This is a genomic window from Mammaliicoccus sp. RAM2 (genome assembly GCF_045897195.1).
GTDB lineage: Bacteria > Bacillota > Bacilli > Staphylococcales > Staphylococcaceae > Mammaliicoccus > Mammaliicoccus sciuri.
In genome coordinates this window covers 26210-47478 of sequence record NZ_JBJNWI010000001.1, presented here as the reverse complement: position 1 = coordinate 47478, position 21269 = coordinate 26210, and the positions used below count along the sequence as shown (strand labels likewise).

Genomic DNA, 21269 nt, shown 5'->3' with positions numbered 1-21269 from the left:
ATAACTATGTATAAATTTGGGTGGTACCACGGAAGACTTCGTCCCTCTATATTTGAGGAGGCGAAGTCTTTTTTTCGACCAAAATAGGAGGATATATATGTCATTACGAGAAAAGTTATCTGAATTAAGACAAGATGCGCTTGTAAGAATTAATGAAGCAAAAGCAGAAAGATCATTACAAGACGTGAAAGTAAATTATTTAGGTAAAAAAGGCGTTATTACAGGCCTTATGAAAGAAATGAAAGAATTACCTAAAGAAGAAAGACCAGAATTCGGTCAACTTGTGAACGAAGTACGTAAAGCTGTTGAGAAAGAAATCGAAGCTAAACAAGTACTTTTAGAAGAGGAAGCATTAAACCAACAATTAGAGAATGAAACAATCGATGTAACGTTACCTGGTAGAAAAGTAAGTTTAGGTGCGAAACATCCACTAACTAAAATCAATGAAGATTTAGAAGATTTATTTATTGGTTTAGGTTATGAAATCGTTGAAGGTTATGAAGTAGAATCTGACTATTATAACTTTGAAGCACTTAATTTACCAAAGTCTCATCCAGCGCGTGATATGCAAGATACTTTTTATATTTCAGAAGAAATCTTAATGCGTACACATACATCACCTGTACAAGCGAGAACTTTAGAAAAACGTAATGGTGTTGGACCAGTTAAAATTATCTGTCCAGGTAAAGTTTACCGTAGAGACTCTGATGATGCGACACACAGTCATCAATTCACACAAATTGAAGGTTTAGTCGTAGCTGAAAATATCAAAATGAGTGACTTAAAAGGAACATTAGAATTATTAGCACGTAAATTATTTGGTAAAGATCGTGAAATTAGGTTAAGACCAAGTTTCTTCCCGTTCACTGAACCGTCAGTTGAAGTAGATGTGTCATGTTTCAAATGTAAAGGTAAAGGATGTAACGTTTGTAAACAAACAGGTTGGATAGAAGTTCTTGGTTCAGGAATGGTACATCCAAATGTATTAGAAATGGCAGGATTTGATTCAAATAAATATTCTGGATTTGCTTTTGGTTTAGGACCAGACAGAATGGCAATGTTGAAATATGGAATTGAAGATATTAGACATTTCTATACAAATGACGTGAGATTTTTAGAACAATTTAAGCCTGTAGAAGATGGTGGTGAAGCATAATGTTAGTAAGTAAAGAGTGGTTAAGTGAATATATAAATATAGATGCTAATACTGAAGATTTAGCGGAGAAAATTACAAGAAGTGGTATTGAAGTTGATAGTGTTACACATTATGGAGACGATATTAAAAAATTAGTCGTTGGATATGTGCTTTCTAAAGAAAAACATCCAGAAGCAGATAAACTGAATATTTGTAAAGTGGATGTAGGTGAAGAAGACCCCGTACAAATCGTTTGCGGTGCACCAAATGTAGATAAAGATCAATATGTCATCGTTGTAAGAGTAGGTGGCCGTTTACCTGGTGGCGTTAAAATTAAAAGAGCTAAATTACGTGGTGAAGTATCAGAAGGTATGATTTGTTCATTACAAGAAATAGGTATCGATGCAAATGTGATGCCTAAAAAATATGCAGATGGCATTTACGTCTTCTCAAACGAACCAACGCCTGGTAGTGATGCACTAGAAGCATTATTATTAAATGACGATGTATTAGACTTTGATTTGACACCAAATAGAGCAGACTGTTTAAGTATGCTTGGTGCTGCGCATGAAGTAAGTGCATTATATGGCAATGACATACAATACCCAAATACTTCTTTAGATGAATCTGAAGAACAAGCTAGTCAATCATTATCAGTGACTGTTCAAGATCAAGAAGGTGTTCCATTTTATGCAGCGAGAGTTGTTAAGAATGTAACAATTGCTGCATCACCATCATGGATGCAGTCTAGATTAATGAAAGCTGGCATCCGTCCAATTAACAACGTGGTAGATGTTTCGAATTACGTACTTTTAGAGTATGGTCAACCGTTACACATGTTTGATCAAGATCAAATTGGGTCAGATCAAATTGTTGCACGTTACGCACATGAAAATGAAAAAATCACGACATTAGATAATGTTGAGAGAGAACTACTAACTTCAGACCTCGTTATAACAAACGGTGAAGAACCAATTGCAATCGCTGGTGTAATGGGTGGCGATTTCTCAGAAGTTACAGAAAACACTCAAAATGTCGTAATCGAAAGCGCATTATTTAATGCTACAAATGTTAGACAAACATCAAGACGATTAGGCTTAAGAAGTGAAGCTTCAAGCAGATTCGAAAAAGGTATTGCGAGTGAAAGAGTACTTGATGCTTTAGATAGAGCAGCAAAATTATTACAAGATATTGCTGGTGGAACTGTGTTAAGCGAAGTAGTATCAGACGGTACTTTACCAGAATGGTCTCGTACGATAGACATTACGACACAAGATGTTAACCAATTAATCGGTTTCGATCTTTCTACAGATGAAATTAATACAATATTTAATCGTTTAGGATTTGAAACGATTGTATCTGAAGATGCCTTTAAAGTAGAAGTGCCATCAAGAAGAAATGATATTTCGATTAAAGCGGACTTAATCGAAGAGGTTGCGCGTATTTATGGATATGATCAATTACCTTCGACATTGCCAAACTTTGATAATGCAACTGCTGGCTATTTAACCGATAACCAATTGAAGACACGAAAAGTTAAAGAAATTCTTGAAGGTGCTGGATTAGACCAAGCGATTACGTATTCATTAGTTCATAAAGATATCGCTCAAAACTATACTATAGAACAACAAGAAGTTGTAGAACTTATGATGCCTATGAGTGAAGATCAAGCTGTATTACGTCAAAGTTTATTACCTAGACTTGTTGACGCTACACGTTATAATGTAGCACGTAAAAATAAAAACGTTGCTCTATATGAACTTGGTAAAGTGTTCTATAGTAACGCAAAAGATCAATTACCAACAGAAATTGAATTTTTAAGTGGTATTTTAACAGGACAATATACAGGTAACAAATGGCAACAAAAAGATGAGCCAGTTGATTTCTTCTTAGTAAAAGGTATTGTAGAACGTATTGCAGAACAATTAAACTTAACGTTCACATATGAAGCGACGACATTAGACTTATTACATCCAGGTAGAACAGCATACGTTAAATTAAATGAAGAAGTTGTTGGTTTAATAGCAGAGCTACATCCTAAAGTTGAAAAAGAAAACGACTTAGACCGCACTTATGTGTTTGAATTAAACTTCACAAAAATCTTAAAACAACCTGTCGGCAAAATTGAATACGAAGCTATTCCAAAATTCCCAGGAGTTTCAAGAGATATTGCACTTGTTGTTAACACAGAAGTTACGGCAGCTACACTTATTCATACAATCAATGAAAATGGTGCAGATATATTAAATCACGCAGAAGTATTTGACGTTTATGAAGGTGAACATATGGAACCAGGCAAGAAATCGGTCGCAATTCGCTTAGATTATTTAGACGTTAATGAAACACTAACAGAAGATAAAGTTTCAGCAGTACACGAGCAAATCTTAACAGCATTAGAACAAAATGGTGCTACATTAAGAGCATAAGAGATATAAATAAAAAACACAGCAATCTGAAGATTCATATCGGGTTGCTGTGTTTTTATATTATTTTTTTCTTTTGTTTGTTGAATTTGTAAGTTGTTTACCGATAAACCAAATTAAATAGCAAATAATGATTAGGGCAAGAATGACTTGCCAACTGAATGTGATAAGTAACATATTAATTTCTCCTTTTTCGATTAATAAGGTCTAATACTTTATCTCTATTTTTAAAATGTGTTTTCGTAATTTTATCTAACTGTTGCATGTCATATTTTTGGACGATTTTTGCTGCTTCTAGATCTACTTTATTACTTGCACCTTTAGGAATAATGACATTTAAAGATTTTGCTAATTGATCCATGTGTTTAACAAATGCATATCTTGCGATAATACTTGCTGCTGCAATTGCGATTGATTTTGATTCACCTTTTGTTTCAAAGTGTGTAATGTCTTTACGTGGCATTTGACCAATAATATATCGCTCATATGTGCTTGCTTGCACGAACTGATCAATCACAATTTGTTCTAATTCTTGTTCGTCTATTCGTGAGATGACATTTTTAATAGCTTGATTGTGAAGGACTGCTTTCATCTTAACTTGGCTCCAACCTTCTGATTGCTTTGTATTGTAGTTGGGATTATCAAGTACAATTAGAGAATGAGGGCATATTTGTATTATTTGTTCAGCTAGTTCTACAATTTTAGGGTCAGTTAAAGACTTGGAGTCCATCACACCAATTTCTTTTAAAATTTTAGCGTTTTGTTTAGATACGTATGTTGCACATACTGTGAGTGGTCCAAAATAATCGCCACTTCCTGCTTCATCACTACCAATTGTATTATGTATATCAAATTCATATTTTTTTGTAACAGTTGTTGCTTTAGATGGTGATGACGTAATGTTTTGTTTAAGCACTTCACTTGCTACTTGTTCTGCATCTTTACCTTGAAACATTATTTTTTTTGAACGGTATATTTGGACTTGTGTACTTTTTATTTTCTTGCGGGCTAAAGTGCCAGTTGGTAAGTTCTTTGTTTCCATATTATATTGTTTTATAAGTTGATTGATTGTATTGGAGTCAATTGTTTTTACGATGTTTGCCACTTTTAAGTCCTGCCTTTTTAATTTTTCTATAAATAGAGTAGCATAAATTTATGATATAAACGAATTTTCTCATATCAAGTTGGTGGATATTCATACACAAATGAACTTATGTCATGTATAATATAGTATGATTACATATATAGAAATCCATTTATAATTTGAACAGGGGTAGTATAATGAGTGAAAATAAAAATAGAGTGACAGTGGTTATAAATGATCAACATTATACAATTATTGGTGAAGACGATCCATCACATATTCGATATGTAGCTGGTAGAGTGGATGAAAAGTTGCAAGCGCTCGGGCAATTAAATGCAGGCTTGGATACAACGCGTAAATCTGTTCTTACAGCTGTTAATGTTATGCATGAATATGTTAAATTAGAAGAAGAAAATGAAAAGTTAAGAGAAGAAATCAAACAATTAAAAAATAAAGGACATTTAGAATGATAACATTACTTATATTTTTATGTTTAATTATAGGTGTCATCATTGGATATAGACGTAGTTTAGTATTACAATCATTACATTCTATCGGCACGATTAGTTCATTGGTGATTGCCAGCATTTGTTACGCACCATTTAGCAAGCAATTGCATTTAATATTACCTTACCCGAGTGCGTCTACAGAAGGTAAGAATGCAATATTTAATAATATTAATAATGAGAATGCATTTTATAATATTATGGCGATTCTCATTTTATTTGTTTTCACTAAAATAATTTTACAAATTGTAGCAACAGTATTTGATTTTTATCATCAAATGGAATTTGGGGGTAAATATGCAAGGTACTTTGGTATCGTACTTGGATTTATAGAAGCGTATTTAGTTGTGATTATCATATTAGCAGCATTTGCAGTTATTCCTGTAGCACCTTTTATAGATGCATTGCAACAGTCTTCTATTGGAAATGCAGTATTAACAAAGACACCATTCTTATCTGAACAATTAGTAAAATGGCTTTCAAATTAAATGAATTCATATTGAAAAAAGTCATGGGAGAACCTATGACTTTTTTTACGGAGGAATAGACATGTTAACAAAAAAAGATATCGTAAAAATGTTAGAAACAATTGCAATATACATGGAAATTAAAGGTGAGAATCCATTTAAAGTATCAGCATACAGAAAAGCGAGTCAATCATTAGAAACAGATGAAAGAACGTTAAATGAAATTGAAGATGTGACATCTTTAAAAGGAATTGGTAAAGGTGTAGGCGATGTCATAAATGAATATATTGATAATGGGACACAAAGTTATTTAGATGAGTTAAAACAAGAAATTCCAGAAGGACTCATTCCATTACTAAAAATACCTGGATTAGGTAGTAAAAAAATTGCGAAATTATATAAAGAATTAGATATAAAAAATAAAGAAGATTTAATCAAAGCGTGTGAAAATAATCAAGTGTCTGAATTACCAGGCTTTGCGAAAAAGACTGAACAAAAACTTCTTGAAGAAGCGAAAGTGTTAGGTCAACGACCTGAAAAATATTCAATCAATACTATGATTAAAGCACATGAAGTTATTAATCAATTTTTAGATAATATTGAAGACATTAATCAATATCAAGTTGCAGGTAGTTTCAGAAGAATGAAAGAAATGAGCAAAGACTTAGATTATATTATTTCGACTGAAGAACCTACAAAAGTACAACAAGCTCTGCTCGAGTTTCCAGATATTAAAGAACAAATTGCTGTTGGACAAACGAAAGTTTCACTAGATTTACAAATTGAAGATGATGTTATTGGTGTTGATTTTAGACTGATTCAACCAGAAGCTTTCTATCATACATTGCAACATTTTACAGGTTCAAAAGATCATAATATTAAAATTAGACAACTTGCTAAACAAAAAAATGAAAAAGTAAGCGAGTACGGCATAGAAGAAGCAAATGGTAACATCATCACTTATCAAAGTGAAAAGGAAATTTATGATCATTTTAACGTGTCATATATACCACCAACAATGCGTGAGGATGGTACAGAATTTGATAAAGATATTCAAGATATCATTCAGTTAGAAGATATTAACGGTGATATTCATATGCATACAACTTATAGTGATGGTGCTTTTAAACTTGAAGAAATGATTGAAGCGGCAATTGAACGTCAATATCAATTTATTTGTATTACAGACCATTCTAGAAGTTTAGCAGTAGCAAATGGATTATCTATTGAACGTTTATTGGAACAAAACGAAAAAATTAAAAAACTGAATGAATCGTATAAAGAAATTGATATTTATAGTGGTACAGAAATGGATATTAAACCAGATGGTAGTTTAGATTATCCAGATGACGTATTGAAAGAATTAGATTATGTTATTGCAGCAATTCATCAAAGTTTCAATCAATCTGAAGAAGAAATTATGAATAGACTTAGAACTGCATGTGAAAATCAATATGTGAGACATATTGCACATCCGACAGGTAGAATTATTGGTAGAAGAAAAGGATACCGTCCTAATATTGATGAACTTATTAAAATGGCAAGAGAAACTAATACAGTATTAGAACTGAATGCTAATCCACAACGATTAGATTTAAACGCTGACGTATTAAAAAATAATCCTGACCTAATGATTACAATCAATACAGATGCCCATCATATTGATCATTTTGATTTCATGAAATATGGTGTTGGGACGGCTCAAAAAGGTTGGGTTAAAAAATCACAAGTGATTAATGCTAAATCACGTGAAGCATTTAAAAAATGGATCCAATCAACAAAATAAAGTATTAAAAGAAGAGGGAAGATAATATGAATGAGAAAACATTAAAAGTTCTTGAATATCCCTTAATTATTCAACAATTGTCTACTCATGCGACAAGTGATATTGCTGAACGTATTATTAACGAACTTAAACCAAGTGATGAACTTGAAACAGTTCAGCAAAGCATAAATGAAACAGACGAAATGACTCAAATTTATAATAAACATAGAGTACCTGGTTATTCAGGCCTAAAAGATATTAAGTCTTATGTAAGACGTGCAGAAATTGGCAGTTTGTTAAACGTTGAAGAATTAAACCAAATTAAACGTAATATTCAAGTTCAAAATAGATTCAAAACATTTTACGCAAGTATCGTTGATGAAGATGAAGCAATCCTTTATCCAAATATCGATGGTTATGTAGCGCAATTGCCAGTTTTAAGTGAATTGCTTAATCAAATAAATGAACAGTGTGACGAACACGATTTGTTTGATACGGCAAGTCCGAAATTAGCTGAATTGAGACATCAAATTAAAAAAACGAACGATCGTATTAAATCGAGATTAGAGCAAATGGTTAGATCTTCAGCTAATCAGAAGAAATTATCGGATTCAATTGTAACGGTTAGAAATGATAGACATGTACTTCCGGTTAAAGCAGAGTATCGTCAAGATTTTAATGGTATCGTACATGATCAATCAGCATCTGGACAAACATTATATATTGAACCAAGTGCAATTGTTGAAATGCATAATCAAATCGCTCAAGTTAAAGCTAAAGAAAAAGAAGAAAAAGATAGATTGTTATATATTCTGACAGAACAAGTTAGCGAAGTAGGCTATGAATTAATTTCAAGCACAGAAGTTATGGGGCATTTAGACTTTGTAACAGCAAAAGCTAAATTTGGTGCAATTATTAAAGCTACTAAACCAATCATATCTGAAGATAGAGCGATATATTTACCTAAAGCAAGACATCCTTTAATTAATCAATCAGAAGTGGTTAGCAATACGATTGAATTTAAAGAAGATATTAATGCTGTTATTATTACAGGTCCTAATACAGGTGGTAAAACAGTTACTTTAAAAACAGTTGGTCTAATCACGTTAATGGCACAATCTGGTTTGTTAATTCCTACATTAGATGGCGCAATTATAACGATATTTAAGAAAGTATTTTGTGACATTGGTGATGAACAATCTATTGAACAATCGTTATCGACGTTTTCATCACATATGAAAAATATCGTCAATATTATTGATCAAGCGGATAAAGACTCATTAATATTATTTGATGAATTAGGAGCAGGGACTGATCCTAGTGAAGGTGCAGCATTAGCAATGAGTATTTTAGATTATACGATTGAAAGAGATGCTTTAATCATGGCTACAACACATTACCCTGAACTTAAAGCATATAGCTATAATCGAGAGAAAGTGATGAATGCGAGTGTTGAATTTGACGTTGAAACTTTAAGACCAACTTATAAATTATTAATGGGCATACCAGGACGTTCAAACGCATTTGAAATTTCTAAAAAATTAGGGCTTAAAAATGAACTCATCAATCATGCAAAATCACTGATTGGTCAAGATGAAAAAGAAATCAATGTCATGATAGAATCACTTGAGAAAAATGCTAAATCTGTTGAAAATGATCGTATTGAAGTTGAAAAATTAAAACAAGAATCTATAGACTTGCATCAATCATTAACACAGGAATTACAACGATTTGAAAACTTCAAAACACAATTGATGGATGAAGCGAGAAATAAAGCCAATCAAGAAGTTAAACAGAAGACTGAAGAAGCGGAAACAATCCTTCAAGAACTTAGAGATATGCGAGATAATTCAGCTGCAAATGTAAAAGAGCATGAACTCATTGAGCGAAAGAAACGACTTGATAATCAATATACATCTCAATCTCTGAAACAAAATGTTAAGAAAGAACGTCACGATAAGATTGAAAAAGGTGATGACGTTAAAGTATTATCATACGGTCAAAAAGGTGAAGTTATCGATGTAATCAGCGATGAAGAAGTAGTAGTTCAGATGGGTATACTCAAAATGAAAATAGAAGTAAAAGATTTAGAAAAACTAGATAAAAAGAAACAACAACCAAGTAAAGTTGTTCCTAGAACGAATCGATCTACTATAAAAATGGATTTAGATTTACGTGGTTACCGATATGAAGATGCTATGTTAGAATTAGACCAATATATCGATCAAGCAGAACTTTCTAATTACGGTACAGTAAACATTATTCATGGTAAAGGTACAGGTGCATTACAAAAAGGTGTAGCTGACCATCTTAAAAAACATCGTTCTGTAGATTCATATCGTACAGGTATGCCTTCAGAAGGTGGATTTGGTGTTACAGTTGTAACATTGAAATAAGGAGGAAACATATTGGATAATTTTGATATGTATAAACTAGCTAAAGTATTACTCGTTATTTCTGCTTTAACATTTATAGCAGGTATTGCATACTTAATATTTTTATAAGGAGGAATTTTCTTGATAAATACAAATGTTGAAAACCACGTTCTTTATATACAATTAAATCATGGCCCGGTAAATGCTTTAAATGAGGCAGTATTAAATAGCATTATTGAAGCAATTGAAACAGAAGGATTCGATGAAGATGTGAAAGTCATCGTTATAAAGGGTAATGAAAAATGTTTCTCTGCAGGTGCAGATATTAAATCATTCCCAGAACTAACTAAACATGAAAGATTAGATTTAGCTTCTACAAGTGCTAAATTATTTAGATTGATTAAGACATGTCATAAGCCAGTTATTAGTTCAATTCATGGTGTTTGTTTAGGCGGTGGCTTTGAACTTGCTTTAGCATGTGATATGAGATTAATCACGAAAGATACAAAAGTAGGATTACCTGAAATTAATTTAGGTATATTCCCAGGCTTTGGCGGTGTTAGACGATTATCAGCTATGGTAGGTCAACATAAAGCATTACAAGCTGCGTTAACAGGTGAGAATATCAATTTAGATGAAGTTAAACATTTATTTAATGAAATAGTAGAAGATAAAGAAGCACTAGAACAGGCTACTGAAAAATTAGCTAATACTATCGCTTCTAAATCTTTAGACTCTATTAAAGTCATCAAGCAAATGTCTAATTTAGATTTATCATTAGAAAGTGATCAAATTGAAGAAAGGCATTTCGTTGATATTATTGAAAGTGACAATGCAAAAGAAGGTATTGATGCATTTATGAACAAAAGAAAACCTGAATTTAAGTGATTGCTAATATAGTTCATATCAAGTACAATACACTTTGAGCAAACAACATGCATTGCAAAATAAAGCGTGCTATACTCTCATTATCATAAGTTAACAAGGAGGATTTTTCCAATGGCATTATTAAAAGCAACAGATGCAAATTTCGATGAACAAATCAAAGAAGGCGTTAGTTTAGTGGACTTCTGGGCACCATGGTGTGGACCTTGTAAAATGATCGCGCCAGTATTAGAAGATTTAGCTAAAGACGTTGAAGGTAAAGCTAACATCGTTAAATTAGACGTAGATGAAAACCAAGCAACAGCAGCTAAATACGAAGTTATGAGTATCCCAACTTTAATCGTATTTAAAGATGGCGAAGCTGTAGATAAAGTAGTAGGTTTCCAACCTAAAGAACAACTAGAACAAGTATTATCTAAACATTATTAATCGTTATAACCTATGATTAATCCAAACTGTCTACAAAGCATATGACTTTGTAGGCAGTTTTTGTGTGATGATAGATATTTATATAGAACGTATGTTTTGGTCAATGTAAATTTTATTGATATAATGAATTTAAAAAGGTAGGTGATAAAGGTGGAAGACTACCAAAAGAAAATTAAGCAAAAACTTGATGTATTACCAACGGAGCCTGGATGTTACATCATGAAAGATAGACAACAAACGGTTATATATGTTGGAAAAGCTAAACGATTAAGAAACAGAGTTCGCAGCTATTTCACAGGTGCACATGATGAAAAGACAACTCGGCTCGTAGGTGAGATTAGAGATTTTGAATTTATCGTGACTTCAAGTGAAATAGAATCTTTATTACTTGAACTTAACTTAATCAAAAAACATCAGCCACGCTACAATATATTATTAAAAGATGACAAAAGTTATCCATTTATAAAAATTACAAAAGAAAAACACCCTAGACTTATCGTGACGAGAACTGTAAAAAAAGATTCGGGTAAATACTTCGGACCATACCCAAATGCTTATGCTGCACATGAAACGAAAAAATTACTAGATAGAATTTATCCATTAAGAAAATGTGTCACAATGCCAAATAAAGTATGCCTGTATTATCATATTGGACAATGTTTAGGACCATGTGTATATCCAGTCGAACAAAGTCAGTATCAAACGATGATTAAAGAAATTACTGATTTTCTAAATGGCGATGACAAAACGATTGTCAATGATTTGAATGAGAAGATGAATCAAGCGAGTGAAGCATTGAAGTTTGAGGAAGCAAAAGAATACCGTGATTTAATACAACATATTGAAATGTTAAATTATAAACAAAATATGATGTCAGCCGACATGACGATGAGAGATATATTTGGCTATTCTGTAGATAAAGGGTGGATGTGTATTCAAGTATTCTTTATTAGACAAGGCAAACTAATTGAAAGACAAGCATCTATGATACCCATTATTCAAACAGCAGAAGAAGAATTCTATACATTTATCGGTCAATTCTATTCTTTAAACCAACATTTAACACCAAAAGAAATTCATATCCCGAAGAATTTAGACATAAAAACAGTTGAATCAGTTGTTGATTCAAGAGTGATTCAGCCTAAAAGAGGTCAGAAGAAAGAAATGGTGGATCTTGCTATAAAAAATGCGAGCATCTCACTTAAAAATAAATTCGAATTAATTGCGAAAGATGAATCTAGAACTGTCAAAGCTATCGAGAACTTAGGTGAGGCAATGGGTATTCAAACACCGATTAGAATTGAAGCATTTGATAATTCTAATATTCAAGGTGTGGATCCAGTCTCTGTTATGATTGCTTTTGTGGATGGTAAACCAAGTAAAAAAGACTATCGTAAATATAAAATTAAATCCGTTAAAGGGCCAGATGATTACAAGTCTATGCAAGAAGCAGTTCGAAGAAGATACACAAGAGTATTAAAAGAAGGTCTACCAATACCTGATTTGATTATTGTCGATGGTGGTAAAGGTCATATGTCTTCAGTTAGAGATGTATTAGAAAATGAACTAGGACTTGATATACCCATTGCAGGGCTAAGTAAAAATGATAAACACCAAACCTCAGAATTATTGTATGGATTACAAGCTGAAATTATACCACTAAAGAAAAATTCACAAGAATTCTATTTACTTCAACGAATTCAAGATGAAGTACACCGATTTGCAATTAGTTTCCATAGATCAACACGACAAAAAACAACACTTAAGTCAGCTTTAGATGAAATAGAAGGTATTGGACCAAAACGTAAACAAACCTTATTGAAACATTTCGGTTCAATTAAAAAAATGCGAGAAGCACATTTAGAGGATTTTGTGAAAATTGGTGTTCCTAAAAAGGTTGCTCAAAATCTAGTAGATAAGCTTAGTAAATAAATGGTAAAATTACAACAAAAAATCTATATATTTGGGTGTGAGAATAATTCTCATGCCCAAATTCATACTTAATGATGTTACAATATACATGTAAATGCTCATCGAATTTTTTTTGGGATGTATGTAATCGTTTTCAGATTACTATGTTCTTAATATAACGATAGGGCCATAGATTAAAGTTAGGGGGGACTTCTTTTGGCGTCAAGCGAAAAACAGTTTATTTTACGTCGTATTCATTCATTATTAGGTGTAATTCCTATAGGAATATTCTTAATTCAGCATTTAGTTATTAACCATTTTGCAACGATAAGTCCAGAGGCTTTTAATAAAGCATCAGATTTTATGTGGCACTTACCATTTAAAATTGTATTAGAAGTTGTAGTTATCTATATTCCTATACTATTCCACGCTATTTATGGATTATACATAGCGTTTACAGCTAAAGAAAACGTAGGAAGACATTCACTATTTAGAAACTGGATGTTCTTATTACAACGTATAACTGGTATCATATCATTTATTTTCATAGCTGTTCATGTATATCAAACACGTATTCAAGCTGCATTAGGACATCACGTTGACTTTGATATGGTTTCAGATATTTTATCTAATCCAATTTCTGTAACGCTTTATGTTATTGGTGTATTAAGTGTTATATTCCATTTCTCAAATGGTTTATGGTCATTCTTCATCACTTGGGGAATTACACAATCACCAAAATCACAACGTATTATGACTTATGTGACTTTATTTGTATTTATCGTAATTAGTATCATTGGCTTAAGAGCTATTTTTGCATTCGTATAGGATTTATACTTTTTAGGGGAGTGACAATTTTTATGGCAAACAACAAAATCATTGTTGTCGGTGGTGGTTTAGCTGGACTAATGGCAACTATTAAAGCTGCTGAACAAGGTGCACAAGTTGATTTATTCTCATTAGTTCCTGTTAAACGTTCACACTCTGTTTGTGCTCAAGGTGGTATTAATGGAGCTGTCAATACTAAAGGTGAAGGTGACTCTGTTGACATTCACTTCGATGACACAGTGTATGGTGGAGATTTCCTTGCTAACCAAACACCTGTAAAAAATATGACTGCAGCAGCACCTAGTATCATACATTTATTAGACAGAATGGGTGTTATGTTTAACCGTACACCAGAAGGTCTTTTAGATTTCCGTCGATTCGGTGGTACTTTGTATCATAGAACTGCATTCGCAGGTGCAACAACTGGACAACAATTATTATATGCATTAGACGAACAAGTTAGAAGTTTCGAAGTAAAAGGTTTAGTTACGAAATATGAAGGTTGGGAATTTTTAGGGATAGTTAAAGATGAGGAAGATGCTGCACGCGGTATTGTGGCTCAAAACTTAACTGACTCTAAAATCGAATCATTTGGTTCAGATGCTGTTATTATGGCAACAGGTGGACCAGGTATCATATTTGGTAAATCTACAAACTCAATGATTAATACAGGTTCAGCAGCCTCAGTTGTTTATCAACAAGGTGCTAAATATGCAAATGGTGAGTTTATTCAAATCCATCCAACTGCAATTCCTGGTGATGATAAATTAAGATTAATGAGTGAATCAGCTCGTGGTGAAGGTGGACGTATTTGGACGTATAAAGACGGTAAACCTTGGTATTTCTTAGAAGAAAAATATCCTGATTATGGTAACTTAGTACCTCGTGATATTGCGACTCGTGAAATATTCGATGTTTGTGTGAACCAAAAACTTGGTATCAACGGTGAAAACATGGTTTACCTTGATTTATCACATAAAGATGCACATGAGTTAGATGTTAAGCTTGGTGGTATAATAGAAATATATGAAAAATTCACTGGTGACGACCCTCGTAAAGTCCCAATGAAAATTTTCCCAGCAGTTCATTATTCAATGGGCGGTATCTGGGTAGACTTTGATCAAATGACGAATATTAAAGGTTTATTCGCTGCTGGTGAATGTGACTATTCACAACACGGTGGTAATAGATTAGGTGCAAACTCATTATTATCAGCTATTTATGGTGGTATGGTTGCAGGACCAAATGCGGTTAAATATGTTAAAGATATCGAAAGATCATATACAGAAATAGATGAAGAAATTTTCCAAAAACGTATAAATGAAGAACAAGAAAAATTCGATCATTTATTACAACTTAAAGGTACAGAAAATGCATATAAGTTACACAAAGAATTAGGAGAAATTATGACTGCCAATGTTACAGTTGTTCGTCATAATGATAAACTTCTAGAAACAGATAAGAAAATTGTTGAGTTGATGGAAAGATATCAAAATATTGATATGGAAGATACATCTACTTGGAGTAACCAAGCTGTATTCTTTACGCGTCAATTATGGAATATGTTAGTACTAGCAAGAGTTATTACGATTGGTGCTTATAATCGTAACGAATCACGTGGTGCGCATTACAAACCAGAATTCCCAGACCGTAATGATGAAGAGTGGTTAAAAACAACGATTGCTCAATATAGAGGACCTAAAGAAGCACCAGAATTTTCATATGAAGAAGTGGATATTAGTCACATTAAACCTCGTAAACGTGATTACTCTAAGAAATCTAAAGGAGGTAAATAATTATGGCAGACACTCAAACAGTTGAAAACAATGCACAAGGTCAAAACCAAGAAAACAAAACGATTTCTATCATTATCAAACGTCAAGAAAATGATAAATCTCAACCTTATGAAGAAAAATTTGAAATTCCATATAGACCAAATATGAATATTATTGCAGCTTTAATGGAAATCCAAAGAAATCCGATTAAGTCAAATGGTGAGAAGACGACACCAGTAACTTGGGATATGAACTGTCTTGAAGAAGTTTGTGGTGCATGTTCTATGGTTATTAACGGAAAAGCACGTCAATCATGTTCAGCTATTATTGATCAATTGGAACAACCAATTAAACTTGAACCAATGAAGACCTTCCCAGTTATTCGTGATTTACAAGTTGACCGTTCTCGTATGTTCGATAACTTGAAAAAAGTTAAAGCATGGGTACCAATTGATGGTACTTATGACTTAGGACCAGGGCCACGTATGCCTGAGAAGAAACGTCAAACAGCATATGAACTTTCTAAATGTATGACATGTGGTGTGTGTTTAGAAGTTTGTCCGAACGTAAACGTGAATAATAATTTCATGGGTGCTCAAGCAATTTCTCAAGTTCGTTTATTCAACTTGCATCCAACTGGAAGCATGACTAAAGATGAACGTATTAAAGCACTGATGTCTGATGGTGGTATACAAGAATGTGGTAGTTCTCAAAACTGTGTAAATGCTTGTCCGAAAGGTATTCCTTTAACAACATCAATCGCAGCAATGAACAGAGAAGCTACTTTCCAAATGTTTAAATCATTCTTCGGTTCAGATCACGAAGTAAACTAATAAAGATATGAAAGAGGCTGGGACATAATTTTATGTCCTAGCCTCTTATTTGTTTATTTATAAAACTTAAAGGCCAATTCATTAACTGCATATAAGCGTATGTGTTATTATTATTAATATAAGTTTGATGAGAAAAGAGGTACAAACAACTATGGAAGAAATTACAAAACAGATTGAATATTCGTTAAGACATATAGTAGAAAGAACGAAATTAAAATCAAGAGGACAATTAAAGGTTTATGATATCACACCACCTCAATTTATAGCTTTACAATGGCTCAATGAGCATGATCAAATTACAATTGGTGAATTATCTAAACGTTTATTTTTAGCGTATTCTACTACTACAGATATAGTAGATAAACTCGAAAAAAAAGAACTCGTTCAACGAATTCAATCTGAGAAAGATAAAAGAGTATTCCACGTCAAGTTATTAGAAAAAGGCATGGCACTTATTGACGAAGTTGTTCAAGCGAGACAAATTTATACTGAAGATCTTCTTTCTATTATGGAAGATAAAGATAAAATAAAATTTAATGAAGCTTTAGAAATTATGTTAAAAAGAATGCGAAGTGAAGATGAATGAATAAACCAATTGGTGTAATTGACTCAGGGATTGGTGGTTTAACAGTTGCTAAAGAAATCATGCGACAATTGCCAAATGAGACGATATTTTATTTAGGTGATATTGGAAGATGTCCATATGGCCCGAGAACAAGAGAAGAAGTTAAATCATTTACAATTCAATTAGCTAACTTTTTAGTTGAAAAAGATATTAAAATGTTAGTTATCGCATGTAACACAGCTACTGCGGTTGCTTTGAAACCTTTGCAAGAAATGTTATCAATACCCGTGATTGGTGTTATTGATCCAGGTTCAAGAACAGCAATTATGACAACTAAAAATAATCGAGTGCTTGTTCTTGGTACAGAGGGAACAATTAAATCTGAAGCATATAGACGAAGTATTAAATCTATTAATCCTCAAGTAGAAGTTAAAGGAGTTGCTTGTCCAGGATTCGTTCCTTTAGTTGAACAAATGAGATATAAAGATCCGACGATTACGAGTATTGTTATCCATCAAACTCTTAAACAGTGGCGATATGATGATTCTGATACAGTTATATTAGGATGTACACATTATCCATTATTATACGATGCGATTCATCAATATTTTGATGATGGCAAGACAATCATATCTTCAGGTTTAGAAACAGCAAGAGAAGTAAGTGCATTATTGACTTTTAGTAATGAGCATTCATATTATACACCAAATCCGAAACATCAATTTTTTGCAAATGGTGATGTTGAACATATCACGAGAACGATAAAAGAATGGCTACATATAGAAGATGCTCAAGTTGAACGAATAACATTGTAAGGAGAGATAAATATGAAAGATATTATTATTGCATCAAACAATCAAGGAAAGATAAATGACTTTAAAACAATTTTTCCAAAAGCAAATGTTATAGGTATTTCTGAAATTGCACCAGATTTTGATGTAGAAGAAACAGGTACAACATTCGAAGAGAATGCGATTTTGAAAGCAGAAGCGGCTTCAAAACAATTAAATAAAATCGTTATTGCAGATGATAGTGGGCTATCTGTAAAAGCTTTAAATGGTGAGCCAGGTATTTATTCAGCAAGATATGCAGGTACACAAAAAAATGATCAAGATAATATAGAAAAATTATTAACAAACTTAAAGGGTATAGAAGATAGAGCAGCAGAATTTGTTTGTGCAATTGCTGTAAGTGAGCCTGGAAAAGAAACTGTTACATATGTAGGTAAAGCACCTGGTGAAATAATAGATGAACCACGAGGCGAAAACGGATTTGGCTATGACCCGATTTTCTTCGTACCTTCACAAGACAGAACGATGGCAGAACTAACTGCTGCAGAAAAAAGTGCAATTAGTCACCGTGGAAATGCAATTAAATTAATGAATGAAGATATAGGGGAGCGATTCCAATGAAATGGGTAATTGTTAGCGATAATCATGGCGAACAAGGTATACTTCATGAAATATACGAAAAATATAAAGACGCAGATTTATTTTTACATTTAGGTGATTCTGAATTTGACTACGATGATACAGAACTAAGTTTGTATCAAAGAGTTAAAGGAAATTGTGATTTTGATCCACAATTTCCAATAGAAGAACAAGGTGAAATAGAAGGTATTGGTTATTTCTATACACATGGTCATAGATATGATATTAAAGGATCTAGAGAAGTATTAAGTGCTCATGCAAAAAATAATCATGCTAAATTTGCATTTTATGGACATAGTCATGTTGCATTATGTGAGACAATAGATGGCGTTTATTGTATCAACCCAGGAAGCATCTCTCAAACAAGAGGTCAATGGGAAGAAACATATGCAATCATTGAATTCGATGAAGCATTAAATAATGCAACTTTAACATATTTAAATAGAAATAATGAAGAAGTAGAAAAATTATCATTAGCAATTTAAATATATATTTTGCAAAACAAAAATGGCAAATAGATTTTATTTATTGAGGTATTCTTACGAATATCTCAATTTTATTAAAAAATTAGAATAAACTTTCAATTAAACAAAAATTGTTTTATAATTATGAATGTCGTTAATTTTATGTAAAAACTAATAAGTTATCATACATAGGAGGGGTAGAAATGGGCAGAACACACGTTACATCAGTTATTAATGATGATGAGTTTTGTATAAATAAAAACGAATATAACGACTTACATAAGAACGAAAACATATATGTATTAACAGCAAACGGACTTGTACATGCGAGTGTTATAGAAATATTTGAAGATAAATCTTTGTGTAAAGCCGAAAAAGCCAATACAGTTAAAGTTAATGACATTGTAATCACCGAATAAAAGTAAAACAAAATAACTAAACGTGTAATAATACTTCGAAAGCGATTTAATAAACCTTTTTCTTTTTAAAAAGTATTGATAAATCAGTATCTATTCGATATAATTATTCTTGTGTTGAAAATGTCCTGGTAGCTCAGCTGGATAGAGCAACGGCCTTCTAAGCCGTCGGTCGGGGGTTCGAATCCCTCCCAGGACGTAAATTACCAATATCCCGTTGTATCTCGTTACTTGTAACGTAGACATGACGGGATTTTTTTGTATATGAAAATGGCTTGTTAAATAGCGTAACTACGCCAACTGTACGCCAACGTTATAAAAGTTGTATAAACTACTTAGGATATCTTAATGTTGTTGAATATTTTCTGTAATTTTCTATTTGATATCTTTCTCTAAAATGATCGCTAAGTCATTATTATCTGGATAACAATTTCTTATTTGAAAGTCATTTTTGATATTTAAAATGAGCATGCTTTTCCATTTATTAAAAGTTTTAGTTTGAATTTTTTCGTACCTTTTACTTTTTAATATGCTTACTTGTTTATCCATAAGCTTCTGTGCAATTCCATGATTTCGATTATTTTTTTCAACGCCACCTAACCAACTGTAAAAAGTAGAACTATCCATTTCATATCCAATTTTATATCCAACAATTGCTTTTTCTTTATAAGCTACTAAAATTATAATTTTATTTTTACTTAAGAATTTGTCGTTTAAATTTTCATTTGTATCGAAGATTTCATTGTGTAATTTAGATAGTTCTTTATTCTCCAACTCTGGTAATGAATTATAAAATTCTTTTATATGTATCATTGTTATCACCTATATTTTTGAAATGAATTATAGTCTGTATCCTTTTTTGTTTTGTAAATACCAATTTATAGCAAGCTTTTCAGTCCTTTTTACAAATTCATTTTTCCCATTTACATATTGTTCTTTGTCTCCGCAATACTTATTAATGAGCATCATTTTTAAATCTTCATATTCCTTAGCTACTTCTGGAAACTCAATTAAGAAGTCTCTAAAAGCGAGATGGCGAATAATGTTTTTATCATCTTTACAATCATAAATATGAACGTGGTAAAGTTTTCTATTAGTTTCTTTATCAAATTTAGTAAAGTATCTTCTATTAACTATTCCATATTCGCCATGCACATCATAATCAAACTTTTCAAAATCATGATTATATTTATCCACATTGTCTATATTATTAACGATAGGCATAATGTCTATAATTGGTTTTGCATATATATGTGGAATTGATGTACTACCTATATGATGGATTGAATGTAATTCATCACCAAATATTCTTTTTATATTGTTTGATTCTTTTGCAAAAAGATTTACCCAATAAGGATTATATTTTTCGATATTAACCTTCATTTTTATATCAGTCCTTTTTAAATTCATTAAAATAAGTGGTAGAGAACTTTATACTAATCAAAATTCAATTTCCATCATATAACCTTCATTTGTTACTTTGAAATTATTTTTAGTATAAAAATTGGCTGCTAATTCTCCGCCCGTTATTAGGAACATATTATTTATGTTCTCATTTTTTAATTCATCTTTGACAAAGTTCATTAATTGTTTACCTATACCGGAGCCTTGTAGGTTGGGAATGACATTAAATTCATCGATACAGAATTGATTAAAACCATTAAAATAATAGTCTATACGACCTAAACACATTGCAATAATTTTATGTTCATCTTCGATAACAAATCCTCTAGAATTAAATCCACTCATTGTAGCTTCAATTCTGAGTTTAGCTTCTTGTTCAGTCCATTTATTAAACCAAGGCGATCCAGCATAGGCTGCAACTAAATTGTTTGCGCATTGATTATAATCTTCAACTTTAATATTTCTTAAATTCATAACATGCCTCCTCGTTCTAGATAGTAGATTAAGTTTAACTTAATTGAGCAATTTAAAACAAATTATGTTCTTATTATTTTTAAGAAACCACTAAAAAACA

21 protein-coding genes and 1 tRNA gene are annotated in these 21269 nt (G+C 32.0%); 18 read left to right on the top strand and 4 right to left on the bottom strand.

Going from position 1 to position 21269, the window contains the following annotated elements; all coding sequences use genetic code 11:
* The first annotated feature begins 97 nt into the window (after positions 1-97).
* Together pheS and pheT are read left to right on the top strand one after the other, a co-directional pair.
* Positions 98-1156, top strand: a complete 1059-nt coding sequence (gene pheS / locus ACJTHF_RS00225; RefSeq protein ID WP_025904636.1) for a phenylalanine--tRNA ligase subunit alpha — start codon at positions 98-100, stop codon at positions 1154-1156.
* Positions 1156-3561, top strand: a complete 2406-nt coding sequence (gene pheT, locus ACJTHF_RS00220) for a phenylalanine--tRNA ligase subunit beta (RefSeq protein WP_058591326.1) — start codon at positions 1156-1158, stop codon at positions 3559-3561. Before pheS ends, pheT begins: the two co-directional genes overlap by 1 nt.
* 175 nt (positions 3562-3736) lie before the next feature.
* Here the strand turns inward: pheT and rnhC are convergent, their stop codons facing one another.
* Positions 3737-4663, bottom strand: coding sequence for a ribonuclease HIII (gene rnhC / locus ACJTHF_RS00215; protein WP_058591327.1), 927 nt, complete (start codon positions 4661-4663; stop codon positions 3737-3739).
* A 176-nt stretch (positions 4664-4839) separates the two neighbouring features.
* Here rnhC and zapA point away from each other — a divergent pair, with 176 nt between their 5' ends.
* The 16 genes from zapA (at position 4840) to ACJTHF_RS00135 (ending at position 19490) form a co-directional block, all read left to right on the top strand.
* Complete coding sequence (gene zapA / locus ACJTHF_RS00210; RefSeq protein ID WP_025904633.1) at positions 4840-5112, top strand: cell division protein ZapA; 273 nt, start codon at positions 4840-4842, stop codon at positions 5110-5112.
* Positions 5109-5636, top strand: a complete 528-nt coding sequence (locus tag ACJTHF_RS00205; RefSeq protein ID WP_048542302.1) for a CvpA family protein — start codon at positions 5109-5111, stop codon at positions 5634-5636. Before zapA ends, ACJTHF_RS00205 begins: the two co-directional genes overlap by 4 nt.
* A gap of 61 nt (positions 5637-5697) precedes the next feature.
* Positions 5698-7401: a DNA polymerase/3'-5' exonuclease PolX gene (polX, locus tag ACJTHF_RS00200; RefSeq protein WP_106417626.1), complete on the top strand. Its 1704-nt coding sequence runs from the start codon at positions 5698-5700 to the stop codon at positions 7399-7401.
* A 26-nt stretch (positions 7402-7427) separates the two neighbouring features.
* On the top strand, positions 7428-9776 hold the full coding sequence (locus ACJTHF_RS00195; protein ID WP_232156506.1) for an endonuclease MutS2: 2349 nt from the start codon (positions 7428-7430) through the stop codon (positions 9774-9776).
* 120 nt (positions 9777-9896) lie between these two features.
* Entirely contained in the window at positions 9897-10643 is a 747-nt protein-coding gene (locus tag ACJTHF_RS00190) for an enoyl-CoA hydratase/isomerase family protein (RefSeq protein WP_048542307.1), read from the top strand.
* Between the two features lie 111 nt (positions 10644-10754).
* Positions 10755-11069: a thioredoxin gene (gene trxA, locus ACJTHF_RS00185; RefSeq protein ID WP_025904628.1), complete on the top strand. Its 315-nt coding sequence runs from the start codon at positions 10755-10757 to the stop codon at positions 11067-11069.
* 150 nt (positions 11070-11219) lie between these two features.
* Positions 11220-13001 carry an excinuclease ABC subunit UvrC gene (uvrC, locus tag ACJTHF_RS00180; protein ID WP_048542309.1) on the top strand — a complete coding sequence of 594 codons (1782 nt, stop codon included), beginning with the start codon at positions 11220-11222 and terminating at the stop codon, positions 12999-13001.
* Positions 13002-13196: 195 nt separating this feature from the next.
* Positions 13197-13808 (top strand): succinate dehydrogenase cytochrome b558 subunit, encoded by a 612-nt coding sequence (locus ACJTHF_RS00175; RefSeq protein WP_058591330.1) that lies wholly within the window; start codon positions 13197-13199, stop codon positions 13806-13808.
* A gap of 32 nt (positions 13809-13840) precedes the next feature.
* The gene (gene sdhA / locus ACJTHF_RS00170; RefSeq protein WP_058591331.1) at positions 13841-15604 is read left to right on the top strand and encodes a succinate dehydrogenase flavoprotein subunit; all 1764 of its coding nucleotides are present in this window, start codon (positions 13841-13843) and stop codon (positions 15602-15604) included.
* Positions 15605-15606: 2 nt separating this feature from the next.
* Positions 15607-16416: a succinate dehydrogenase iron-sulfur subunit gene (sdhB, locus tag ACJTHF_RS00165; protein ID WP_232156504.1), complete on the top strand. Its 810-nt coding sequence runs from the start codon at positions 15607-15609 to the stop codon at positions 16414-16416.
* A 151-nt stretch (positions 16417-16567) separates the two neighbouring features.
* Entirely contained in the window at positions 16568-17002 is a 435-nt protein-coding gene (locus tag ACJTHF_RS00160; protein WP_048542315.1) for a MarR family winged helix-turn-helix transcriptional regulator, read from the top strand.
* Entirely contained in the window at positions 16999-17796 is a 798-nt protein-coding gene (racE, locus tag ACJTHF_RS00155) for a glutamate racemase (protein WP_048542317.1), read from the top strand. The genes ACJTHF_RS00160 and racE overlap by 4 nt, the downstream gene beginning before the upstream one ends.
* 12 nt (positions 17797-17808) lie before the next feature.
* Complete coding sequence (locus tag ACJTHF_RS00150) at positions 17809-18393, top strand: XTP/dITP diphosphatase (protein ID WP_048542319.1); 585 nt, start codon at positions 17809-17811, stop codon at positions 18391-18393.
* Positions 18390-18896 carry a metallophosphoesterase family protein gene (locus ACJTHF_RS00145; protein ID WP_058591332.1) on the top strand — a complete coding sequence of 169 codons (507 nt, stop codon included), beginning with the start codon at positions 18390-18392 and terminating at the stop codon, positions 18894-18896. The genes ACJTHF_RS00150 and ACJTHF_RS00145 overlap by 4 nt, the downstream gene beginning before the upstream one ends.
* A gap of 182 nt (positions 18897-19078) precedes the next feature.
* Positions 19079-19294: a hypothetical protein gene (locus tag ACJTHF_RS00140; RefSeq protein WP_037587508.1), complete on the top strand. Its 216-nt coding sequence runs from the start codon at positions 19079-19081 to the stop codon at positions 19292-19294.
* Between the two features lie 122 nt (positions 19295-19416).
* Positions 19417-19490, top strand: a tRNA-Arg gene (locus ACJTHF_RS00135).
* Positions 19491-19666: 176 nt separating this feature from the next.
* Here ACJTHF_RS00135 and ACJTHF_RS00130 read toward each other — a convergent pair.
* From ACJTHF_RS00130 to ACJTHF_RS00120, 3 genes are read right to left on the bottom strand one after another with little or no spacing between them, the layout of a single operon-like run.
* Positions 19667-20104 (bottom strand): GNAT family N-acetyltransferase, encoded by a 438-nt coding sequence (locus tag ACJTHF_RS00130; RefSeq protein WP_058591333.1) that lies wholly within the window; start codon positions 20102-20104, stop codon positions 19667-19669.
* Between the two features lie 27 nt (positions 20105-20131).
* Complete coding sequence (locus ACJTHF_RS00125) at positions 20132-20701, bottom strand: GrpB family protein (protein WP_078355670.1); 570 nt, start codon at positions 20699-20701, stop codon at positions 20132-20134.
* A gap of 30 nt (positions 20702-20731) precedes the next feature.
* Positions 20732-21169, bottom strand: coding sequence for a GNAT family N-acetyltransferase (locus ACJTHF_RS00120; protein WP_058591335.1), 438 nt, complete (start codon positions 21167-21169; stop codon positions 20732-20734).
* Positions 21170-21269: the final 100 nt, after the last annotated feature.